This window comes from uncultured Fibrobacter sp., assembly GCF_900316465.1.
Classification (GTDB): domain Bacteria; phylum Fibrobacterota; class Fibrobacteria; order Fibrobacterales; family Fibrobacteraceae; genus Fibrobacter.
In genome coordinates this window covers 11,312-26,895 of sequence record NZ_ONDD01000019.1, presented here as the reverse complement: position 1 = coordinate 26,895, position 15,584 = coordinate 11,312, and the positions used below count along the sequence as shown (strand labels likewise).

Annotated in this window: 14 protein-coding genes and 1 tRNA gene; 4 read left to right on the top strand and 11 right to left on the bottom strand. The window is 53.4% G+C overall.

Going from position 1 to position 15,584, the window contains the following annotated elements; genetic code table 11:
* Positions 1-5: 5 nt before the first annotated feature.
* Entirely contained in the window at positions 6-530 is a 525-nt protein-coding gene (locus QZN53_RS08735) for a hypothetical protein (RefSeq protein WP_163438628.1), read from the bottom strand.
* Between the two features lie 87 nt (positions 531-617).
* Here QZN53_RS08735 and QZN53_RS08730 point away from each other — a divergent pair.
* Both QZN53_RS08730 and QZN53_RS08725 read left to right on the top strand, forming a co-directional pair.
* Positions 618-700 (top strand) — tRNA-Leu (locus QZN53_RS08730).
* Between the two features lie 25 nt (positions 701-725).
* A complete protein-coding gene (locus QZN53_RS08725) occupies positions 726-1,154 on the top strand; it encodes a hypothetical protein (RefSeq protein WP_163438627.1) in 429 nt (142 codons plus the stop codon).
* Here the strand turns inward: QZN53_RS08725 and QZN53_RS08720 are convergent, their stop codons facing one another.
* The 5 genes from QZN53_RS08720 to QZN53_RS08700 are packed head-to-tail and all read right to left on the bottom strand — an operon-like array spanning position 1,155 to position 6,826.
* Positions 1,155-1,610 (bottom strand): hypothetical protein, encoded by a 456-nt coding sequence (locus QZN53_RS08720; RefSeq protein WP_163438626.1) that lies wholly within the window; start codon positions 1,608-1,610, stop codon positions 1,155-1,157.
* A gap of 56 nt (positions 1,611-1,666) precedes the next feature.
* The gene (gene recJ, locus QZN53_RS08715; RefSeq protein WP_294652564.1) at positions 1,667-3,463 is read right to left on the bottom strand and encodes a single-stranded-DNA-specific exonuclease RecJ; all 1,797 of its coding nucleotides are present in this window, start codon (positions 3,461-3,463) and stop codon (positions 1,667-1,669) included.
* On the bottom strand, positions 3,463-4,587 hold the full coding sequence (locus QZN53_RS08710) for an AAA family ATPase (protein WP_163438625.1): 1,125 nt from the start codon (positions 4,585-4,587) through the stop codon (positions 3,463-3,465). Before QZN53_RS08710 ends, recJ begins: the two co-directional genes overlap by 1 nt.
* Entirely contained in the window at positions 4,584-5,987 is a 1,404-nt protein-coding gene (locus QZN53_RS08705) for a peptidoglycan DD-metalloendopeptidase family protein (RefSeq protein ID WP_294652561.1), read from the bottom strand. The genes QZN53_RS08710 and QZN53_RS08705 overlap by 4 nt, the downstream gene beginning before the upstream one ends.
* Complete coding sequence (locus tag QZN53_RS08700) at positions 5,984-6,826, bottom strand: ABC transporter permease (RefSeq protein ID WP_294652559.1); 843 nt, start codon at positions 6,824-6,826, stop codon at positions 5,984-5,986. Before QZN53_RS08700 ends, QZN53_RS08705 begins: the two co-directional genes overlap by 4 nt.
* An 89-nt stretch (positions 6,827-6,915) precedes the next feature.
* On the opposite strand from QZN53_RS08700, the gene QZN53_RS08695 reads away from it, so the two are divergent.
* Both QZN53_RS08695 and tsaD read left to right on the top strand, forming a co-directional pair.
* Complete coding sequence (locus tag QZN53_RS08695; protein WP_163438623.1) at positions 6,916-7,923, top strand: YbbR-like domain-containing protein; 1,008 nt, start codon at positions 6,916-6,918, stop codon at positions 7,921-7,923.
* The gene (tsaD, locus tag QZN53_RS08690; protein ID WP_163438622.1) at positions 7,920-8,927 is read left to right on the top strand and encodes a tRNA (adenosine(37)-N6)-threonylcarbamoyltransferase complex transferase subunit TsaD; all 1,008 of its coding nucleotides are present in this window, start codon (positions 7,920-7,922) and stop codon (positions 8,925-8,927) included. The genes QZN53_RS08695 and tsaD overlap by 4 nt, the downstream gene beginning before the upstream one ends.
* A 14-nt stretch (positions 8,928-8,941) precedes the next feature.
* Here the strand turns inward: tsaD and QZN53_RS08685 are convergent, their stop codons facing one another.
* The 5 genes from QZN53_RS08685 to QZN53_RS08665 are packed head-to-tail and all read right to left on the bottom strand — an operon-like array spanning position 8,942 to position 15,574.
* Positions 8,942-11,230, bottom strand: coding sequence for a patatin-like phospholipase family protein (locus QZN53_RS08685; RefSeq protein WP_163438621.1), 2,289 nt, complete (start codon positions 11,228-11,230; stop codon positions 8,942-8,944).
* Positions 11,231-11,233: 3 nt separating this feature from the next.
* Entirely contained in the window at positions 11,234-12,232 is a 999-nt protein-coding gene (locus tag QZN53_RS08680) for an ATPase, T2SS/T4P/T4SS family (protein ID WP_163438620.1), read from the bottom strand.
* Positions 12,233-12,241: 9 nt separating this feature from the next.
* Positions 12,242-13,876: a type IV pilus twitching motility protein PilT gene (locus QZN53_RS08675; protein ID WP_163438619.1), complete on the bottom strand. Its 1,635-nt coding sequence runs from the start codon at positions 13,874-13,876 to the stop codon at positions 12,242-12,244.
* Positions 13,873-14,676 (bottom strand): ABC transporter permease, encoded by an 804-nt coding sequence (locus QZN53_RS08670; protein ID WP_163438618.1) that lies wholly within the window; start codon positions 14,674-14,676, stop codon positions 13,873-13,875. Before QZN53_RS08670 ends, QZN53_RS08675 begins: the two co-directional genes overlap by 4 nt.
* Positions 14,663-15,574, bottom strand: coding sequence for an ABC transporter ATP-binding protein (locus QZN53_RS08665; protein WP_163438617.1), 912 nt, complete (start codon positions 15,572-15,574; stop codon positions 14,663-14,665). Before QZN53_RS08665 ends, QZN53_RS08670 begins: the two co-directional genes overlap by 14 nt.
* Between the last annotated feature and the right edge of the window lie 10 nt (positions 15,575-15,584).

The window sequence follows — 15,584 nt, the reverse complement described above, 5'->3', positions numbered from 1 at the left end:
TTTTTTTATTTGCCCATCGTTCCGCGGGAGTATTCGTTAATGCAGGATACGGCCTTGCGCTTGCAGGGTGTGCTTTCGTCGTAAAAGACGACGCGGTCATTGCGGAATACTTCGCCGAAGATTTCCTTGCCGGCAGCATTGCTCGCCTTATTGTACTTAACGTCGTAGAAAATGTCGGTATCGCGGGTAACGACACGGATTTCGGCATCAATCTTGTACGGGCCGTGAGATCCTTTCAGTTTAAAGCCGTAAGGCACTTCTTCCATCTTCAGGAACTTGAATGCAGGGGCTTCAAAATCTAGCTGCATCCAGGAGCGGGCGCCGCCCTTGTCGCGGAGGTTGAACCAGCCCTCTAACGAGCCTTCGGTGCTTTCGTTGGCCGATTCCATGGCCATATTCAGACAAGCGATATAACCGTCGCGGGCAAGCGAAAGGTCTTCCTTAAATTCGTGGTAGGTATCCATATCGCCATCGTAGGCGAAAAGCGGTGCAACTATAAACGCAACAAGAATAAGAGCAAACAGTTTCATATCCCAAAAATAACAGAATTGTTGCTAGAGATTCCTGCAAAAAGGCCGGAATTGCAGCTCTGTTTACTATATTTGTGACACGCCCGAGCCCGGGTGGTGGAATGGTAGACACTGGGGACTTAAAATCCCTTGAGGGCAACCTCGTGCGGGTTCAAGTCCCGCCCCGGGCATTAACGGCAAACCAGGGAGCCCCTTATGATCGAATTCTACCCGAACAGCATCTATTACCCGCGCGAAGCAGTCGAAGAAAAGCTCGCCAAGGGCGAACTCGCACGCACCGAGAAGCACCTGATGGGCTGGACGGAACGCCACCGTGGCGAAATTTGGGACTGCGCTCGCGACGATTCCGACAATCCGAGCGACGAGATTCTCTTGGACAACTTGCGTGCCCTCTTGCTTTGCAAGGGTTCCTTGCAGCCGGCCGCCGAAATGGGCGACATGATCAAGGAAATCAAGAAAGAAGAATGGTACCGTAACGAATCGCACCATGAAGATCCCGAAGAAGTGGCCGAAGAATGGAAGGCCAAGTATTTGGTGAAGTGGCGCGAAGCCCGTATGTTCGAAGCGTTCATCTTGATCGAGAAACGCACCGCCGAACTGCTCGCTATCTTGAAGAGCAAGTAATCAATATTCGGTTTTCCAAGCGATTGGAAGCCAAACGACAAAGCGTCCGCTTTCACTACGCGGATAGCGCCAATAGGTCTGGATTTGCGAAAGCACCAGGCCTTTAAAATTATCATCGTGTACGTTGGTGAAAAGAATTTCGGGCATAAACGTGCCCAAGGAATCAAGGGTCAGCTTGATTCCCATGATCGCATGGGGCGAATCCTTTTTCAAATTTTTCTGGTTAGCCTTAAAGTAAGCGGCCGACGCAAAATGGAGGCCTGCGGCGCGGCCCTTCAAGAACCTTGCAAACTGTACGAGGTCTCGGCCGGCCGTATTTTCCAGTACATAGATATCGTCTAGCGAAGGCATCACCACGCGGCCCGTAAAGCCATCCTGTTCTACAGGGGCGGGCTCCGGTTCAGCAGGAAGAACCACCGGCGTATACAGATGCACCCTCGAGAGTGCAAACAGCATTCCCGCAAAAACCAGAATCATGAAATATATCGGCAAGTTGCGCATTTTTAGTTATCCTAGTCGTTTACGGTGTTGGGTTCAATATAAGGCTCAATGGCCTTGACGCAAAGTTGCAAGGACTTGCGGTCGTTAAAATAATTCCAGGTGGGTTCAAAAATCACCGACACGGGCTTGCTGAGCAGACTCTTGAACTTGCGAAGTCCAAAGCCAATCGCCGGATACACGCGGCTGCCCGCCTGCGAAATATCCATTTGCAGATGTCCGCCCTTGAGTTCACGGAGTCTGTGGATTTTCACGTTGTCGGCGCGGAAGGTCGGATACGGGAAGTTTCCGCTGAATGGTTCGAGCAAGTCGATAAAGTCGAGAATCGAAATCAGCTGGCCCTTGTTTGCACAATTGCCCGAGCCGTAATCGCCCGGCGTCATGTACTGCGAAGCCTCAACAATCAGTTCGTTGAGCGAGATGCGAATATCGTACGAGCAAGGCGCCGTCTCGCCTTCGCATTCTTCGGTGCCGGTATAATTCTGGTTTGCCGCAGAGACTTCCAAGCGTTTGCGGAGTTCGTCAATCTTATCGGCCGAAAGCGAGAATCCCGCCGCGTTGGCGTGACCGCCCCAGCGGTCAAACAATTCGCGCGACTCAAACAAAGCCTTATGCCAGTTGAAGCCCGGCACCGCACGCGCACTCGCATGCGCCATGCCGCCTTGAATCGAAAGCACAGCAGTCGGGCGGTGGTATTCTTGCGCAAGCTTGGCTGCCACAATTCCGATGACGCCCACATGCCAATCGTTTCCGGCAACCACAATCACCGTCGGCAAATTATCGCCATACATGGCTTTCATTTGCTCTTGCGCCATCTCTGTAATTTCGGCTTCTTTCTGTTTGCGTTTGCTGTTCCATTCGCGCAGTTCAGCCATCAAGGCATTGGCGGTCGCCATATTCGGACTGAGCAAAAGCTTGAGAGCCGGATCCGGGCGTTCCATACGACCAGGCGCATTCAGGAGCGGCGCAAACTTGTACATGACATCGATGCCGCCCACGCTACCGTGGCCCTTCATCAAGTTGCTGTACATTTCTTGCAGGCCAGGCCAGTGGCTGCTTTCAATAGACCTAAGTCCCGTCTTGGTAAAGGCGCGATTTTCAGGCGTCATGGAGACCAAGTCAGCAAGCGTACCGAGCGCCACCAAGTCCAAGAACTTGGTCGGTTCGGGCATCGAAAGTTTGGAGTACAGGGCGCAAACAAATTTGTACGAAACTCCCACGCCGCAGAGTTCCGGATTCGGGTATGTATCGCCATCCTGGTGCGGGTCCAAAAGCACATCGCAATCCGGGAGTCCATCGCCCGAAGGCTGGTGGTGGTCAATGACCAGCACCGACATTCCATAGCTCTTGGCAAGCGCAATCTCGGCGTTCGCGGTAATGCCGGTATCGACCGTAATCACGTAGCGGGCGCCCGCCTCATGCATTTCTTCGACAGCAGAAGCAGAAAGTCCGTAGCCGTCGCCAAAGCGGTTCGGCAGGCGCCAATCCGATTCTAGGCCAAGCTCGGCCAAGGCTCGCGTCATGAGCGTCACGGCCGACATGCCGTCCAAATCGTAGTCGCCAAATACAAAAACTTTTTCGTGCTTTTCGCGAATGTCCAGCAGCCAGGCAACCGCTTCTTCCATTCCCTTCATCAAGAACGGGTCCAGCACATCGCCCGCGTTTCCGCACAGCATGCGGTGCGCCTCGGACACCGTGCAGACTCCTCGAGACACCAAGAAGCGCGCCACCACATGGGGTATGCGCAGGCTCTTCGACATTGCCGAAGCCAAGCGTTCGCTCAGTTCCACATCTGTCGTTTCTTGAGCCATTACTTGTAGCCCTCGAACAGTTTAAGCGACAAGCTCTGCAAGCTCATGGTCGCCGTCACTCGGCGTGACTCAATTCTAGACATCGTTTCTTGCACAGCGACAAGCGCAAGTTCCAACGCAGTCGCATCGACCCGCGGAAAGTTCGCAAGTCCAACCGACGTGGTCGTTTCAGGCATACGCAAGCGCGCGCCCGCCTGTTCGCGCAACAAGTCGGCAAGCAAGAACGAAAGCACTTCCAGGAATCGGTTCGCTTCGTAAGCATCGCTCAGCGAAGTCTCGCCCAATTCCATAAACAAGTCGGTGTAATTCCCGCGCAGGGAATGCACAACAAAGTCAGCGGCCAGTTTGCACCAGGCCTTCGCATGTTCGGCGTAGTAAAGTGCCTTGCCCGGAGACCCGACCGCAAGCCCAATGACATCGTCAGTCAAAGAGGTTTCATCAAAATCTTCGCCCGCGACCTGCAAGACTTCCGACCGAACTTCGTCGTCGGAGAGCGGCAACAAGTGGAGCGCCAGACAGCGGGATCGAATCGTCTGGAGCATCTTTTCGCGGGAATTGGTCGTCAAAATAAAATACGTGTCCGGCGGAACTTCTTCAAGTGTCTTGAGGAAGGCGTTCGCCGCCGATTCGTTCATGCGGTCCGCTTCGGCAATGATCACCGTACGCACGCGGTCGCCCTTCATGGCAAAGCTCGATGTCATCATGCGCATCAAGTCGACCGAAATAAAGGCGCCTGTCGAAAACACGTCTACGCGGTACGGATTCTTCTGGATTTCTTCGATGTAGGCTTTCTTGAAGTCTTCCACCGTTTTCGCCTTGCTGCCGGCAGAAACATCGTCGGAACTGCGGGCGTGAGCCTCGGCCGATTCCATCGGCACGACCCAGCCGTCAGTGGCACCACTATCGTCTGCCATACGGCAGCCAAAGCAATGTCCGCAAGGGCGCATGTTCGGATCGGTACACTGGAGCGCCTTCGCGATTTCCATCGCGAGTTTTTTCTTGCCGATTCCAGCAGGGCCATCAATCAAAATCGCCTGCGGAAAGCGGTTCTCGCGGAGCGCCGACATCAAGCGGATGCGGGCGCGTTCTTGAGAGGCGGGACCATTTAACGTATATTCGATCATTTCTGCTTTAACCACTGCAAGGGGTCCACGGTCTGTGTACCCTCGCTCACTTGGAAGTACAATTTAATTCCATTTAGCGATGCAACATCGCCCACTTCGCCAATTTCTTCGCAATTTCGCACTTCTTTGCCTTCTTGCACGCGAATTGACTTGAGGTGACCATAAACGGAGTAAGTTCCGCCCTCGTGTTCGATAATTACCGAGGGTCCGCGGCCGTCGATTTCGCCCACCATGACGACTGAACCTGCCGCTGCGGCACGGACGGCATCGCCCCGTTTTCCGCGAATTTCGACACCTAGGTTACGAGTCATAATGTGGAGCACCGGATGTTCCTGCAAGCCGTACTGGCTGATAATGTTTCCCTTGAGCGGCGTGCACTTGGGGCCCTTTACCGATTCGGCCACAGTGACCTTCGGTTTTTCCACCTTCTTTGCCGGCGCCTTCGTGTCTTTCTTTTTGCCCTTGTCAGCCTTTTCCTTTGCCTTGCGGGCGGCTTCGTCCTTCTTCGCCTGCTCAATTTCCTTCTTGCGTTTTTCTTCGAGTTTCTTGATGAGCGCAAGCATGGTCTTCTGGTTCTGTTCGAATTCCTTGAGAGCACGGCGTTGCATGTTCTGGTCATGTTTCAAGGACATAAGCATTTTTTCTTGCCCGCTCATTTGCGAGACCAATCCCTTTTCTTCGGCCGCCTTCTTGGAACGCATCTGCTTCAAATCGGAAAGGTGCTCGCTTTCCATTTGCATTTTCTCGTCGCGTTCTTGCACCAGCTGTTGCAAGGCGTCGACTTCTTGCTGGTCCTGGTTCAGAATGTGGTGTACCCAGTACACCTGACGGTCAGGGTTGCCGTCTTGGGTAAGCAGGCTGTAAAGCACTCGAGCTTCGCTATTGCGGCCGCTAATGTAGAGCGTGCGGATTCGCTTTTTCATGGCTTCGCGGCGGGTCTCGATTTTGCGGTCCAAGGAATCGATGTCAGCCGTAAGCTGCACAAGCGCCCGTTCCAGCATGACCTCGCTCTTGGTCAGTTCCGAAAGGTAAGTGCGGGTCTGATTCAGGTTCTGGTCGAGAATCGAAATCGTGTTCAGCACGCCCTTTTCTTCGGTTTCGAGGAGGGCTAGTTCCTGGCGTTTTTTTGCAAGGTCCGACTCCAACTTCTTAAGGGCGTTTTTCTGTTCGCTAATCTGGGCGTCCGTCTTTTTAGTCACCGACTTGGAGGCATTCTTTGACGAAGCCTTTACAGACGATTTTGTCGGCTTCTTTGCCGAAGCATTTTTTGCCGGAGTATTCTTAGACGTCGACTTCGCAGGGGCGCTCTTGGCGTTTTTTGCAGCAGGCTTTGCATAGGCGTTTTCAGCACCAAACCCAAGCAGCAAGCAAAACAGCAAGACGACAAGACGCATCATCATTCCTGTTCATTGCGCTTAATCGAAAGGAATTCGCGCACCGTGCGGAAACTAAAATAACCCGAAAGGGCTGTGACCAAGACAACCACCAGGAACAACCCCGTTCCAAGTCCAGTCAAATTTGCAGCCACAATCGGAAAAGCATCTGCCACCGAGTTCAACACGACGGCCAAAAGAATCACGGCAATGCCGCTACCGACCAGGCCCTGGAAGGCCCCTTGCAGTATAAACGGGAACTCGATAAAGAAGTGGCTGCCGCCAGCATACTTCATGTTTTCGACCAAAAGCCTGCGAGACAACAGCGAAAGTCTTACAGAGTTACAGATAATGAGCGACAGCGTAAACAGGAGCAAAACGCTTATGCATATCGGCCAAAAAATCATGCGGAATTTCCAGGCAGCGATTTTCTCAACCCATTCGACTGGCGCCTGAATTTCTTCAAAAAAGTCTTCGCGGGCAAGGGCGTTCTTGACCTCGATAAGGGTCGAGGGGTTCTTGTTCTCTTCATCAAGCGTCAGCCTGAAAAAGGGCGGGATGGGGTTGCCTTCCACCAGTTCGAGCATTTCGCCCGAAAAATGCCTGCGGAAATCGGCCAGGGCCGAATCGGCGCTTACAAAAGTCACTGAATCAACAAACTTGGTGTGTTCCAGGCGATTCTGAATCACCTTCAGGGAATCCTCGTTCACCGATTCAGGCAAAAAGGCCTCGATAGCATACAGGTTCTTTTCCATCGAAAGAACGCGCATGACCGCCCCGAAAGCGGTAAACGAAGCCGCCAAAAGCAGCGAACACAGGAATATGGTGGCAAACGACGGTAAAATCACCGTGCGGTGCTGCCGCATTCCGCGAAAAGATTCCGATATTAAATAGCCAAGTTGTCCGAGCACGGAGTGAATTATAACTAAATTTTAGGCAATCATTCGAGAAGTCTATGGGAAACATCGTTCTAAAAATAACCGCACTGATATTTGGCATCGCCCTCTGGTTCCTTGTGATCTCGCAAAAGGATTTCCAGCTTTCGGTGAATGTGCCCCTGAACTTTGTAAAGCTCCCCGAAACCATGGCGATTGCCTCGAAACCGCCCCATAGTTTGCACATTACAGTCGAAGGCAAGTCGTGGGATTTGATCCGTTTGAACAACCTAGTAAGCGACCCTAAGCAAAATTCCATTGCCATGGTCGTAGACCTGCAGCAGGCCGAACTCGGCGCCAAGCGCGTGCATTTGGACGGCAAGAACTTCGTGGCCGCAGGCTTCCCCGACATCCGCTTTGTCGAACCCGAAAACCAGCTTCTGTTTGTCGACCTCGACATCGACACCCGCATTACAAGAAACGTTCCCATCAAGTCGGTAGCGACTTTTACTGCAGCGCAGGGTTACCTGATTGCGGACGAGCCCTCGATTACGCCCGAAGAGTTGATGGTCTCCGGCGCCCGCAACGCTCTCACCCGCATTATCGACATTCCGACCGATTCTTCGTTCTTTGACACGCTGCACGCAAGCCAGGAATTCACAATTCCGCTGGACTTCAGCATGCTTCCGGCATTCGTTTCGCCCAGCGATTCCTCGGTCAAGATTTCGGTGAACATCCAGAAGATGGATTCCCGCACCTACGACAGCATTCCCGTGAACTTGATCGGAATCTTCGACAGAAGCATTTACTCTTTGGAACCCAAAACCCTTTCGGTTGAAATCACCGGTGGCGAAGTTGTTCTTGATTCAATCACCTCGCAGAATATTGAACTGGCAATGGAATTCAACCGATTCGCCATCGAAGACGCCGACAGCCTTTCGCCGACCGTCAAGCTTTCGCTTCCGGCCCACATCAACCGCGAAATGTCTATCAAGGCAATCCAGTTGAAGCCCGAAAAGGTAACGCTCCGCAAAAAAGAAATTAAGCCTGCCGCTCCCGCAGACTCGCTTGAAGAGGTAGCTCCATGATCTGGCTTGGAATTGAATCCAGCTGCGATGAAACCGCCTGTGCCGTACTGCAAGACGATCCTGTAAAAGTTCTTTCCAACCCGCTTTACAGCCAAATTGACGAACATGCCCTCTATGGCGGCGTGGTTCCCGAAATCGCGGCACGCGCACACTTACAAAAGATTTCTCCGATTGCAGAAGCCGCCGTCAAAGAAGCGGGCATCGAACTCAAGGACATTGACGCCATCGCCTACACCACGGGCCCTGGGCTCATGGGACCGCTCCTTGTTGGCGCAAGCTTTGCCAAGGGCCTTGCCCGCGACTTGCAGATTCCGGCTTACGGCATGAACCACCTGGAAGGCCATCTGGCCGCCGCCTGGCTCACGCACCCCGAAATCGAACCGCCGTTTTTGACGCTTACCGTTTCGGGCGGTCACACGGAACTCGTTCTCGAAGAACCCGGATTCAAGTACACAAGCATCGGCCGCACCCGCGACGACGCTGCCGGCGAAGCATTCGACAAATGCGGAAAGTTACTCGGTCTCAAGTACCCCGCAGGTGCCACCATCAGCCGCCTCGGCAAAGATGGCAACCGCAAGTTTGTAGATTTTCCGCGCGCCCTCCATGTGCACGACAACTGCGAATTTTCTTTTAGCGGTTTAAAGACTGCCGTGCTCCGCTATACCGAAACGCACGATCCGGAATTCATCCAGAAAAACATCGGCGACATTTGCGCCTCCCTGGAAGACGCCATTGTCGATAGCCTTGTGACCAAGACGATCACCGCCCTCAAAAAGACCAAGATGAAAACTCTCGTGGTCGGTGGCGGCGTAAGCGCCAACGCTTGGCTTCGCACACGCCTGCAAGATTACTGCGACAAGCACGGAATCATGTTCTGCATTCCGGAACGCAGTCTGAGCACCGACAACGGCGCCATGATTGCCGCGGCAGCCATTCGTCGCAAACTGCAAGGCAAGCTGACCTCGGTCAACGAAGTCAAGCCCTGGATGCCGCTCGCCCTGTAGCAAGCAACAATCATTTAAAACTCGTAATTTCCAACGCGGACAAAGTAATTGTATCCGCTGAGGTGAGTCAAGTCACCGAAGGAGCCGTAATCAACGACACGGCTCAGCCCCGCATACAGGGTCACCGACTTGTAGGCAAAGCGTAGCGCCGGTTCAAACACGAACTTGTCTACATCCAAATCCGCATACGGGCTATCTTCAAAGTCATGGTAGTAAGCGCCAAAAAGCCAAGCGCCCAGATAATCGCCATGCAATCCGCCATTCAAGCGTACCATGGCATATTCATGCGAAGAAAGTTCCGGATTGTACCATTCGGTCGACCAAGGTGTTGCAACCGCATGCTGGCGGTAAGCCACATCCAGCGGGGGTTTGTCAAAAGACTTCGGCGAAACATAGCCATGCCCTTCGTCATGGTAACGTTCGATTGCACCCGCAGCAGCTGCTGTCAAAGTCACAAAACGTATCGGAGAAATCGTATAGCGTGCATCGGCCAACAGTTTCCAGTAAATAGGCACCACATCGATAATGCCGTCGTCATAGCCAATCGATTCAAAGCCGCCCCAAACGTTCAAGGCATAGCCGTTATTTGCAAACCAGTTGTCGTCTTCTCCATTCAAATAGCGGTAATGCAACATCGGAGAAACCGGATACGCTTTCATTTCGCGGTTGCCATAGTAGGCCGAATCCAAATCGTAATACCTGGAACCGAACCTGAATTCCGCAGAAACACGCTGGCGACTATCGATCGTATACAAAAGGTCCATCATCAAGTCGCTGCGTTCTTCAGAGATAATTCGAAGTCCGCGATGGATGTTGCCATTAAAGCCTTTCAGCGGGACCAGTTTCAGGTAATCGTAGCCGAACTGCAAATCCCAATGGCGGTTCCACAATTTCGAGATATTCAAACGCGGGCGGAATCCGTAGGAATGTTCGCCCCAGAACCCGGCCATCACCAATTCTATTTCGACATGGTCCACATAATGAACAGACGCCTCGCCGTATACATTCGGTCCAAACGCATTCGAACCGAATCCGCCCACGGCAAAATCGACAACCGGCTTCACCGAAGATTCCACCGTAACATGCCCACTCGGGCGCATGTTCAAATCCAACGAATCGTACGCCGGATTCTGCAGCAAGTTCAGCGCAAAATTTTCGGGCGCCACCATTCCCGTATCCGACTCAAGCCAGTACGACTTCACCGCATTCTGCACTTCCGACGAAAGGCTGTCATACGAGGGCTCAAATTTGAACCAAGGCATCGCTCCTTTTTGGTCCGCAGAATAGACATGACGACGACCATTAAGCACCTTAAAATTGCCAAGCTGTTTTTCGAACGAAGTAAATCCGGACTGGATCCACGCCGAGCGTGCGGTATCGAGAATCGTATGTGCACGAACAATGATTCCCGGCTGGCTCGCTAAAATTTCAGACACATGCTGCTTAATCAAGCGAGTACGTTCATCGCCTACAATCGGGGCTCGCAGCGGATCCGAAACCACAATGATCGAAAGCTCATGGGCATTGTCTTCAATCGGCATCGCATAATACGGGCAAAGTTCTCCCGACGGATTCTCCGAAGAGCTTTTAGGCGCCTTCCACAGCGGAAGCGAGGCGATTACCTCTTGTGTAGAATTCCCGATAACCACAGCCTTGCCCGATTCGCAGGACTGCACCGCGAACGGAATCTGTATTTTAGAACGCTGGCGGTAAATACTTTCTTGAAAGCGGAGCTTTGCAAGAGCGCGCGTCACTTGCATCGAATCTGGCGTGAGCGATTTAGAATCACCACGCACCGAGAACGCAGAATCCATGGTCAGCGCATAGCGCTTGCGCATCGAAGGAACGCCCGAAACAGAAATCGGAAGCTCGTAAGAATCAATCTCGCGATACCCCGCCTTATTTGTGGGCGCAACAAGGTCATGCCCAACGAAAGGCGCAATCGCCGGATCCAGCATAATCTTCTGGATGTCATCGAGCGGAACTCCGCGAGTCCAGAGGGCAGCCATCCAGGCGCCCCAAGAAGTCGCAACCACGGAATCTACCGGAATACCGTATTCTTCAATCGCATAGAACACACCCAGCTGGAACCATGGCGAACGTTCGCCACCGCCCAAGTACAAGACCGTTTTCAGCGAAGAATCCGGCTTTACCGCAGCCGAATCCGCTGCCGCAATCGAATCTACCGATGCTTTCAGTAAATCAAGCGACGGCACCTTTTCAGCAGAGTCTTTCTCGGCAGAGAAAGCCCCTGTTGCGCACAGAGCAATTATCGCGACAAATTTGCCTAACCCATTCCGCACGAATTACCCTAAGCGAGCCGGATTCGAAACAACTCGAACGGCATCTTCTGAAGAAACATAGCCGGCCTTTACAAGTTCCGCAAGGCAATCGTCCATAAGCATCATGCCTTCGGAGGCCGAAGCCGCGATAATCGAGGGCAGCGTATAATATTCACCGCTACGGATCTTGGAGGCCACATTCTGAGTGCCGTAAAGGATTTCCCAAGCGGGCACGACACCTTGAGCGCCCGGCAGCAAGCGTTGCACCACCACCGCTTTCAACACAGCGGCGAGCATGTTGCATGCCATGTCGCGATTTTCAAGAGTTTCCGACGAAAGCAATGCATCGAGAGCACCCACTGCGTTACCGGCCGTTACTGTGAGCACCACAAGGGCGCCCGCCTCGGCAGCACGCAGCACCGGAATCAGCGATTGGCCTTCGAAATTACCGAGCCAGATCAAGTCGATCCCGCTACGGAGCGCCTGATCCATTTTTTCGGGAATGGTACCGGTCGAATTTTCAAGAACCAAGCTATCGCCCTGCTTTACAGGCATTTCGGCATCAGGGTCCAAGAGGCTCACGCGCATAATGCCCGACTGGCAAAGCGCAGACACATAAGCAGTCGCCGTTGTTGTCTTGCCGCTGCATGCAGGACCGCTAAAGATCACAAGGCCCGAGCGAACTCCAAGCAAGTTCATCATGGATTCCGGCACACCGAGCGCCGAAAAGTCCGGGCATTCTTCGAGCACGGGCCTGAAAATGGCGGAGTTTCCCAAAGCCGTACGGTTGTAACGCACGCGCCACTTGGAGCCACACCACGGGCCACCCATGACCGTACCCGATTCACCTTCCATCGACTTCAAGAAATTACGGAGCGAACCCGATTCGACAGCGGGAGCATCGGGAATAGCGCAAACCTTACCCGCCAAGCGAACGGCAGATGCGGCACCTTCGGTAATCACAAGTTCAGAGGCGCCCACATTCAGCGTGTATTCTAGCAAAGATTCAATTTCTGTAGCCATAGCATCCCCTTAGTTCTGAGCCCTGTAAGCCGCAAAGCGACGACTGTCGCAAGCGCGTTTCCACGCCTCGACACCTTCAATGTAGCCCGATTCCACGCACTTCTGCAAGGAATCATCCAGCGAAATACCTTGATCTTTCTGGCTACTGATGGAAGCAGAAAGCTGCGAGATTTCGCCGCGGCGGAGCATGTTCGCCATCGTGGAATTCATCTTGGCGGCTTCGACTGCAAGCACCTGGCCCTGATTCTGCACGATCGGGATCAAGTGCTGCACAATGATACCCTTGAGCTGTTCAGCGAGCGAGTTCGCAAACGCCGTGCGCTTTTCGGCAGACACCGACGAAAGCAAGCGAGAAAGCAAGGCATGGATATTGTTGCCTGCCGTTACGGCAAACACCAACGCACCCGCGTTCGAGGCACGCAACAGCATCGAAAGTTCTTCGAGATTTTCAAGATAGTCGAACAGAATCACGTCGGCACCACTCTGCATGGCAAGTTCAACGCCTTCGATACCCGAACGCACATGCAAGCCCACTTCGCGCTGAGCAATTGCACCACGCGGATTCTGGAGTACGCGTTCAATCGGTTTTTCAATCGTCTGAATGTACACATCGCGATTCGCGGCAATCGTCTCGGCGAAAGTCGAAATCGTTGTAGAGCGGCCACTTGCAGCAGGGCCTGCGACAAGCACAAGACCGCTGTTAAGTTCCACAAACTGGTTGCAGAACGCCGGCAAATACAAGTTTTCAAGCGTGGTCGATTCCTGCGGGATCACGCGGATCGAAACACTCGGATTCGTGCCATTCCATGTAACCGTAATACGAGCGCGACCAACGCCAGCAAGGCCAATCGTCTTGCTAAAGTTCTTGCCGACTACAATCTTGTAGCCGTCCGAGAATCCCTTGGCAGCTTCGTCCAAGCGTTCGTTAATGCGGGACAAATCCAAGGCATCGTCCGAGGCCACAAAGAGCGCGCCCGACTGACGCATGACCACCGGACGGTCCGCGTACAGGTAAATATCCGTTGCACCGAACTTGCGGGCAAACGCAATAATCTGCGACAGGTTCGTCATCGGGCGAATCTTTTCAGGAGCTTCGACAGGCGTTCCCTCGCCGGTCAAAATCGCAAAACGGCTCGGCAATTTTTCAGAATCTTCTCCCGAAGTTTCTTCTTCGGCTTCGGCCTGCACCTGCACCGTGCTGATGCTGGTTGATTCCAAGCCCGCAACCGCTTCGACTTCCACGTTGGAGGTCGAAACTTCGCCATACAAGCTGCTATTGCCTTCAATCTGCAAACCTTCGGACTGTGCAGGCTGCGCAGGAGCAACTGACGGAGCCGATGCCGGAGGCGCTTCGAAGCGCGCGGCCGACTGCTTTTGCGGAGCAGCAGGCGCGGCATTAGCGGGCGCCGCACTTGCAGGTGCTGCGGCAGGAGCAGCCGCGCCGCCTTCGGCGGCAGCCTTGGCCTCTAAATTCTTGACAAAGGCGAGCACCTTGATATACATCGGGGGCGGCAAAATTCCCGCATCCACGAGCACTTGACCAATGTCTTTCTTGTCGGTAATTTCGCCCCAATGCGCCTTAACCTGCGCCTCGGAAACGACCTTGTTATGCACAAGGACTTTCGCCATGTATTGGTTTCTCATAAGAAGTCCCTCCGGCTAAACCACCAGCTTGCAATCGCAAGGAACAAGCCGATGTAGCCAAGCGCATAAATGCTATTCCAGAATACGTACATATCAGGGAGTGCCACGCCGTGCACCACATAAGTCGTCACGTTGTAGCGGTAAAGTCCCGGGAAAATCGCGTGAATCACTTCGGCAGCCTTCTGGAACAGCATGCTAGACGTTCCATTCAGTTCACCCATGCGGGTAGCAAAGCGCACCTGTTCCAAGAGCTGGTCGCTCAAGTGGCCCGCAAAGTAAACGCCCAGAGTAAAGAGCGCCGAAAGCACCGTGCTGCTAAAGCTGCTGAACAGGAGCGCCACTGCAATTACCACCGCCATCTCGCAGAAAATCAGGTAGATAGCCGTAAGCAAGCTGAGCGTCGGAGCAGAACCCGTGAGGAACAGCATCACGTAGTAAATGGCCGTCAAAAGCATCAGGTGAACAGCCACTACCGCAAGCAAGCCAAAGTACTTGCCCACAATGAACGAGGCGCGGCTAATCGGCTTCGAGAGCAGCGTAAGCACCGTACGGCGCTGGATTTCTTTTTGCACCAGGCTAATGCCCACGAAAATCGAAATCAACAGGCCCGAAAGGCTCATCACCGAAAGCGTGGTCGACTTGATCACGTAGGCGCGGTCAAACACGGACCATTCGCCAAGCACAATGCTGAACAAGGTGAGCGCAATCGCCAAAAAGCCAATGTTATAAAGAATCTTGTCGCGAATGGATTCGCGGAATGTATTGAGGGCAATAATGCCGATATGCTTAAGCGTCTGCACGGGCAATCTCCTCTGTCAAAATGTCTTCGAGACTCGGGCGCTTGTGGTCCATGCGCTCGACGGCAATCCCTTTTTCCAAGCAATAGCGCAACAGGCGGTCGCGGGCAGCGTCATCGGCGCACACACATTCCTGCGGATGGCCGGCAGGGCTTACGCCCTCGGGCAGTTCCGCCTGCAGAATCGCTTCGCGGGTACGCACGTGGTATTCCACGCCGCAAGATTCCGTAATCTCGTCTACGGTTCCTTCGCGAACAATCTTGCCGTCCACAATCATCGCCACCTTGTGGCTGATCGATTCCACATCGGAGAGCAAGTGGCTCGAATAGAAAATCGTGACCCCCGTGCGGTTCAGTTCCATAATGGCTTCGCGCACATCGCGGCGACCCATCGGGTCAAGACCGCTCATGGGTTCGTCGAGAATCAACAGTTTCGGCTTGGCCAAAATCGCCTGGGCAATGCCCACGCGCTGCATCATACCCTTGGAGTACGAACGCAGGCGGCGGTCGATCCAGTCCTTGTTCGCATGCAGCAAGTCCAGCGACCAGTCGATACGCTTGTCCAGTTCGGTCCCAGAAAGACCCACCAACTTGCCGTAAAATTTCAACAGTTCACGGCCCGTGAGGTAGTCGTAAAAGTACGGCTGTTCCGGCGAATAACCGATAAACTGACGGCTCTTCACGTTACGCGGAGAAATCCCGTTCACCAGCACCTTGCCCGAATCAAAATTCAGAAGGCCCGTAAGCACCTTGATAGTCGTAGACTTGCCCGCGCCGTTCGGCCCGATAAAGCCATACACCTGTCCCGGTTCTACGCTAAAACTCACATCCTTAAGCGCAAGCTTCGGCTTCATCAAGAAACCGCTGCGGTACGTCTTATGTAAATGTTCAATCTTAATCATAAACAACCCA

Bases quoted from the DNA above. Each gene is read 5' to 3' on its own strand.
- QZN53_RS08735 (WP_163438628.1), bottom strand. From the start codon at position 530: ATGAAACTGTTTGCTCTTATTCTTGTTGCGTTTATAGTTGCACCGCTT.
- QZN53_RS08725 (WP_163438627.1), top strand. From the start codon at position 726: ATGATCGAATTCTACCCGAACAGCATCTATTACCCGCGCGAAGCAGTC.
- QZN53_RS08720 (WP_163438626.1), bottom strand. From the start codon at position 1,610: ATGCTGTTTGCACTCTCGAGGGTGCATCTGTATACGCCGGTGGTTCTT.
- recJ (WP_294652564.1), bottom strand. From the start codon at position 3,463: ATGGCTCAAGAAACGACAGATGTGGAACTGAGCGAACGCTTGGCTTCG.
- QZN53_RS08710 (WP_163438625.1), bottom strand. From the start codon at position 4,587: ATGATCGAATATACGTTAAATGGTCCCGCCTCTCAAGAACGCGCCCGC.
- QZN53_RS08705 (WP_294652561.1), bottom strand. From the start codon at position 5,987: ATGATGATGCGTCTTGTCGTCTTGCTGTTTTGCTTGCTGCTTGGGTTT.
- QZN53_RS08700 (WP_294652559.1), bottom strand. From the start codon at position 6,826: ATGCGGCAGCACCGCACGGTGATTTTACCGTCGTTTGCCACCATATTC.
- QZN53_RS08695 (WP_163438623.1), top strand. From the start codon at position 6,916: ATGGGAAACATCGTTCTAAAAATAACCGCACTGATATTTGGCATCGCC.
- tsaD (WP_163438622.1), top strand. From the start codon at position 7,920: ATGATCTGGCTTGGAATTGAATCCAGCTGCGATGAAACCGCCTGTGCC.
- QZN53_RS08680 (WP_163438620.1), bottom strand. From the start codon at position 12,232: ATGGCTACAGAAATTGAATCTTTGCTAGAATACACGCTGAATGTGGGC.
- QZN53_RS08675 (WP_163438619.1), bottom strand. From the start codon at position 13,876: ATGAGAAACCAATACATGGCGAAAGTCCTTGTGCATAACAAGGTCGTT.
- QZN53_RS08665 (WP_163438617.1), bottom strand. From the start codon at position 15,574: ATGATTAAGATTGAACATTTACATAAGACGTACCGCAGCGGTTTCTTG.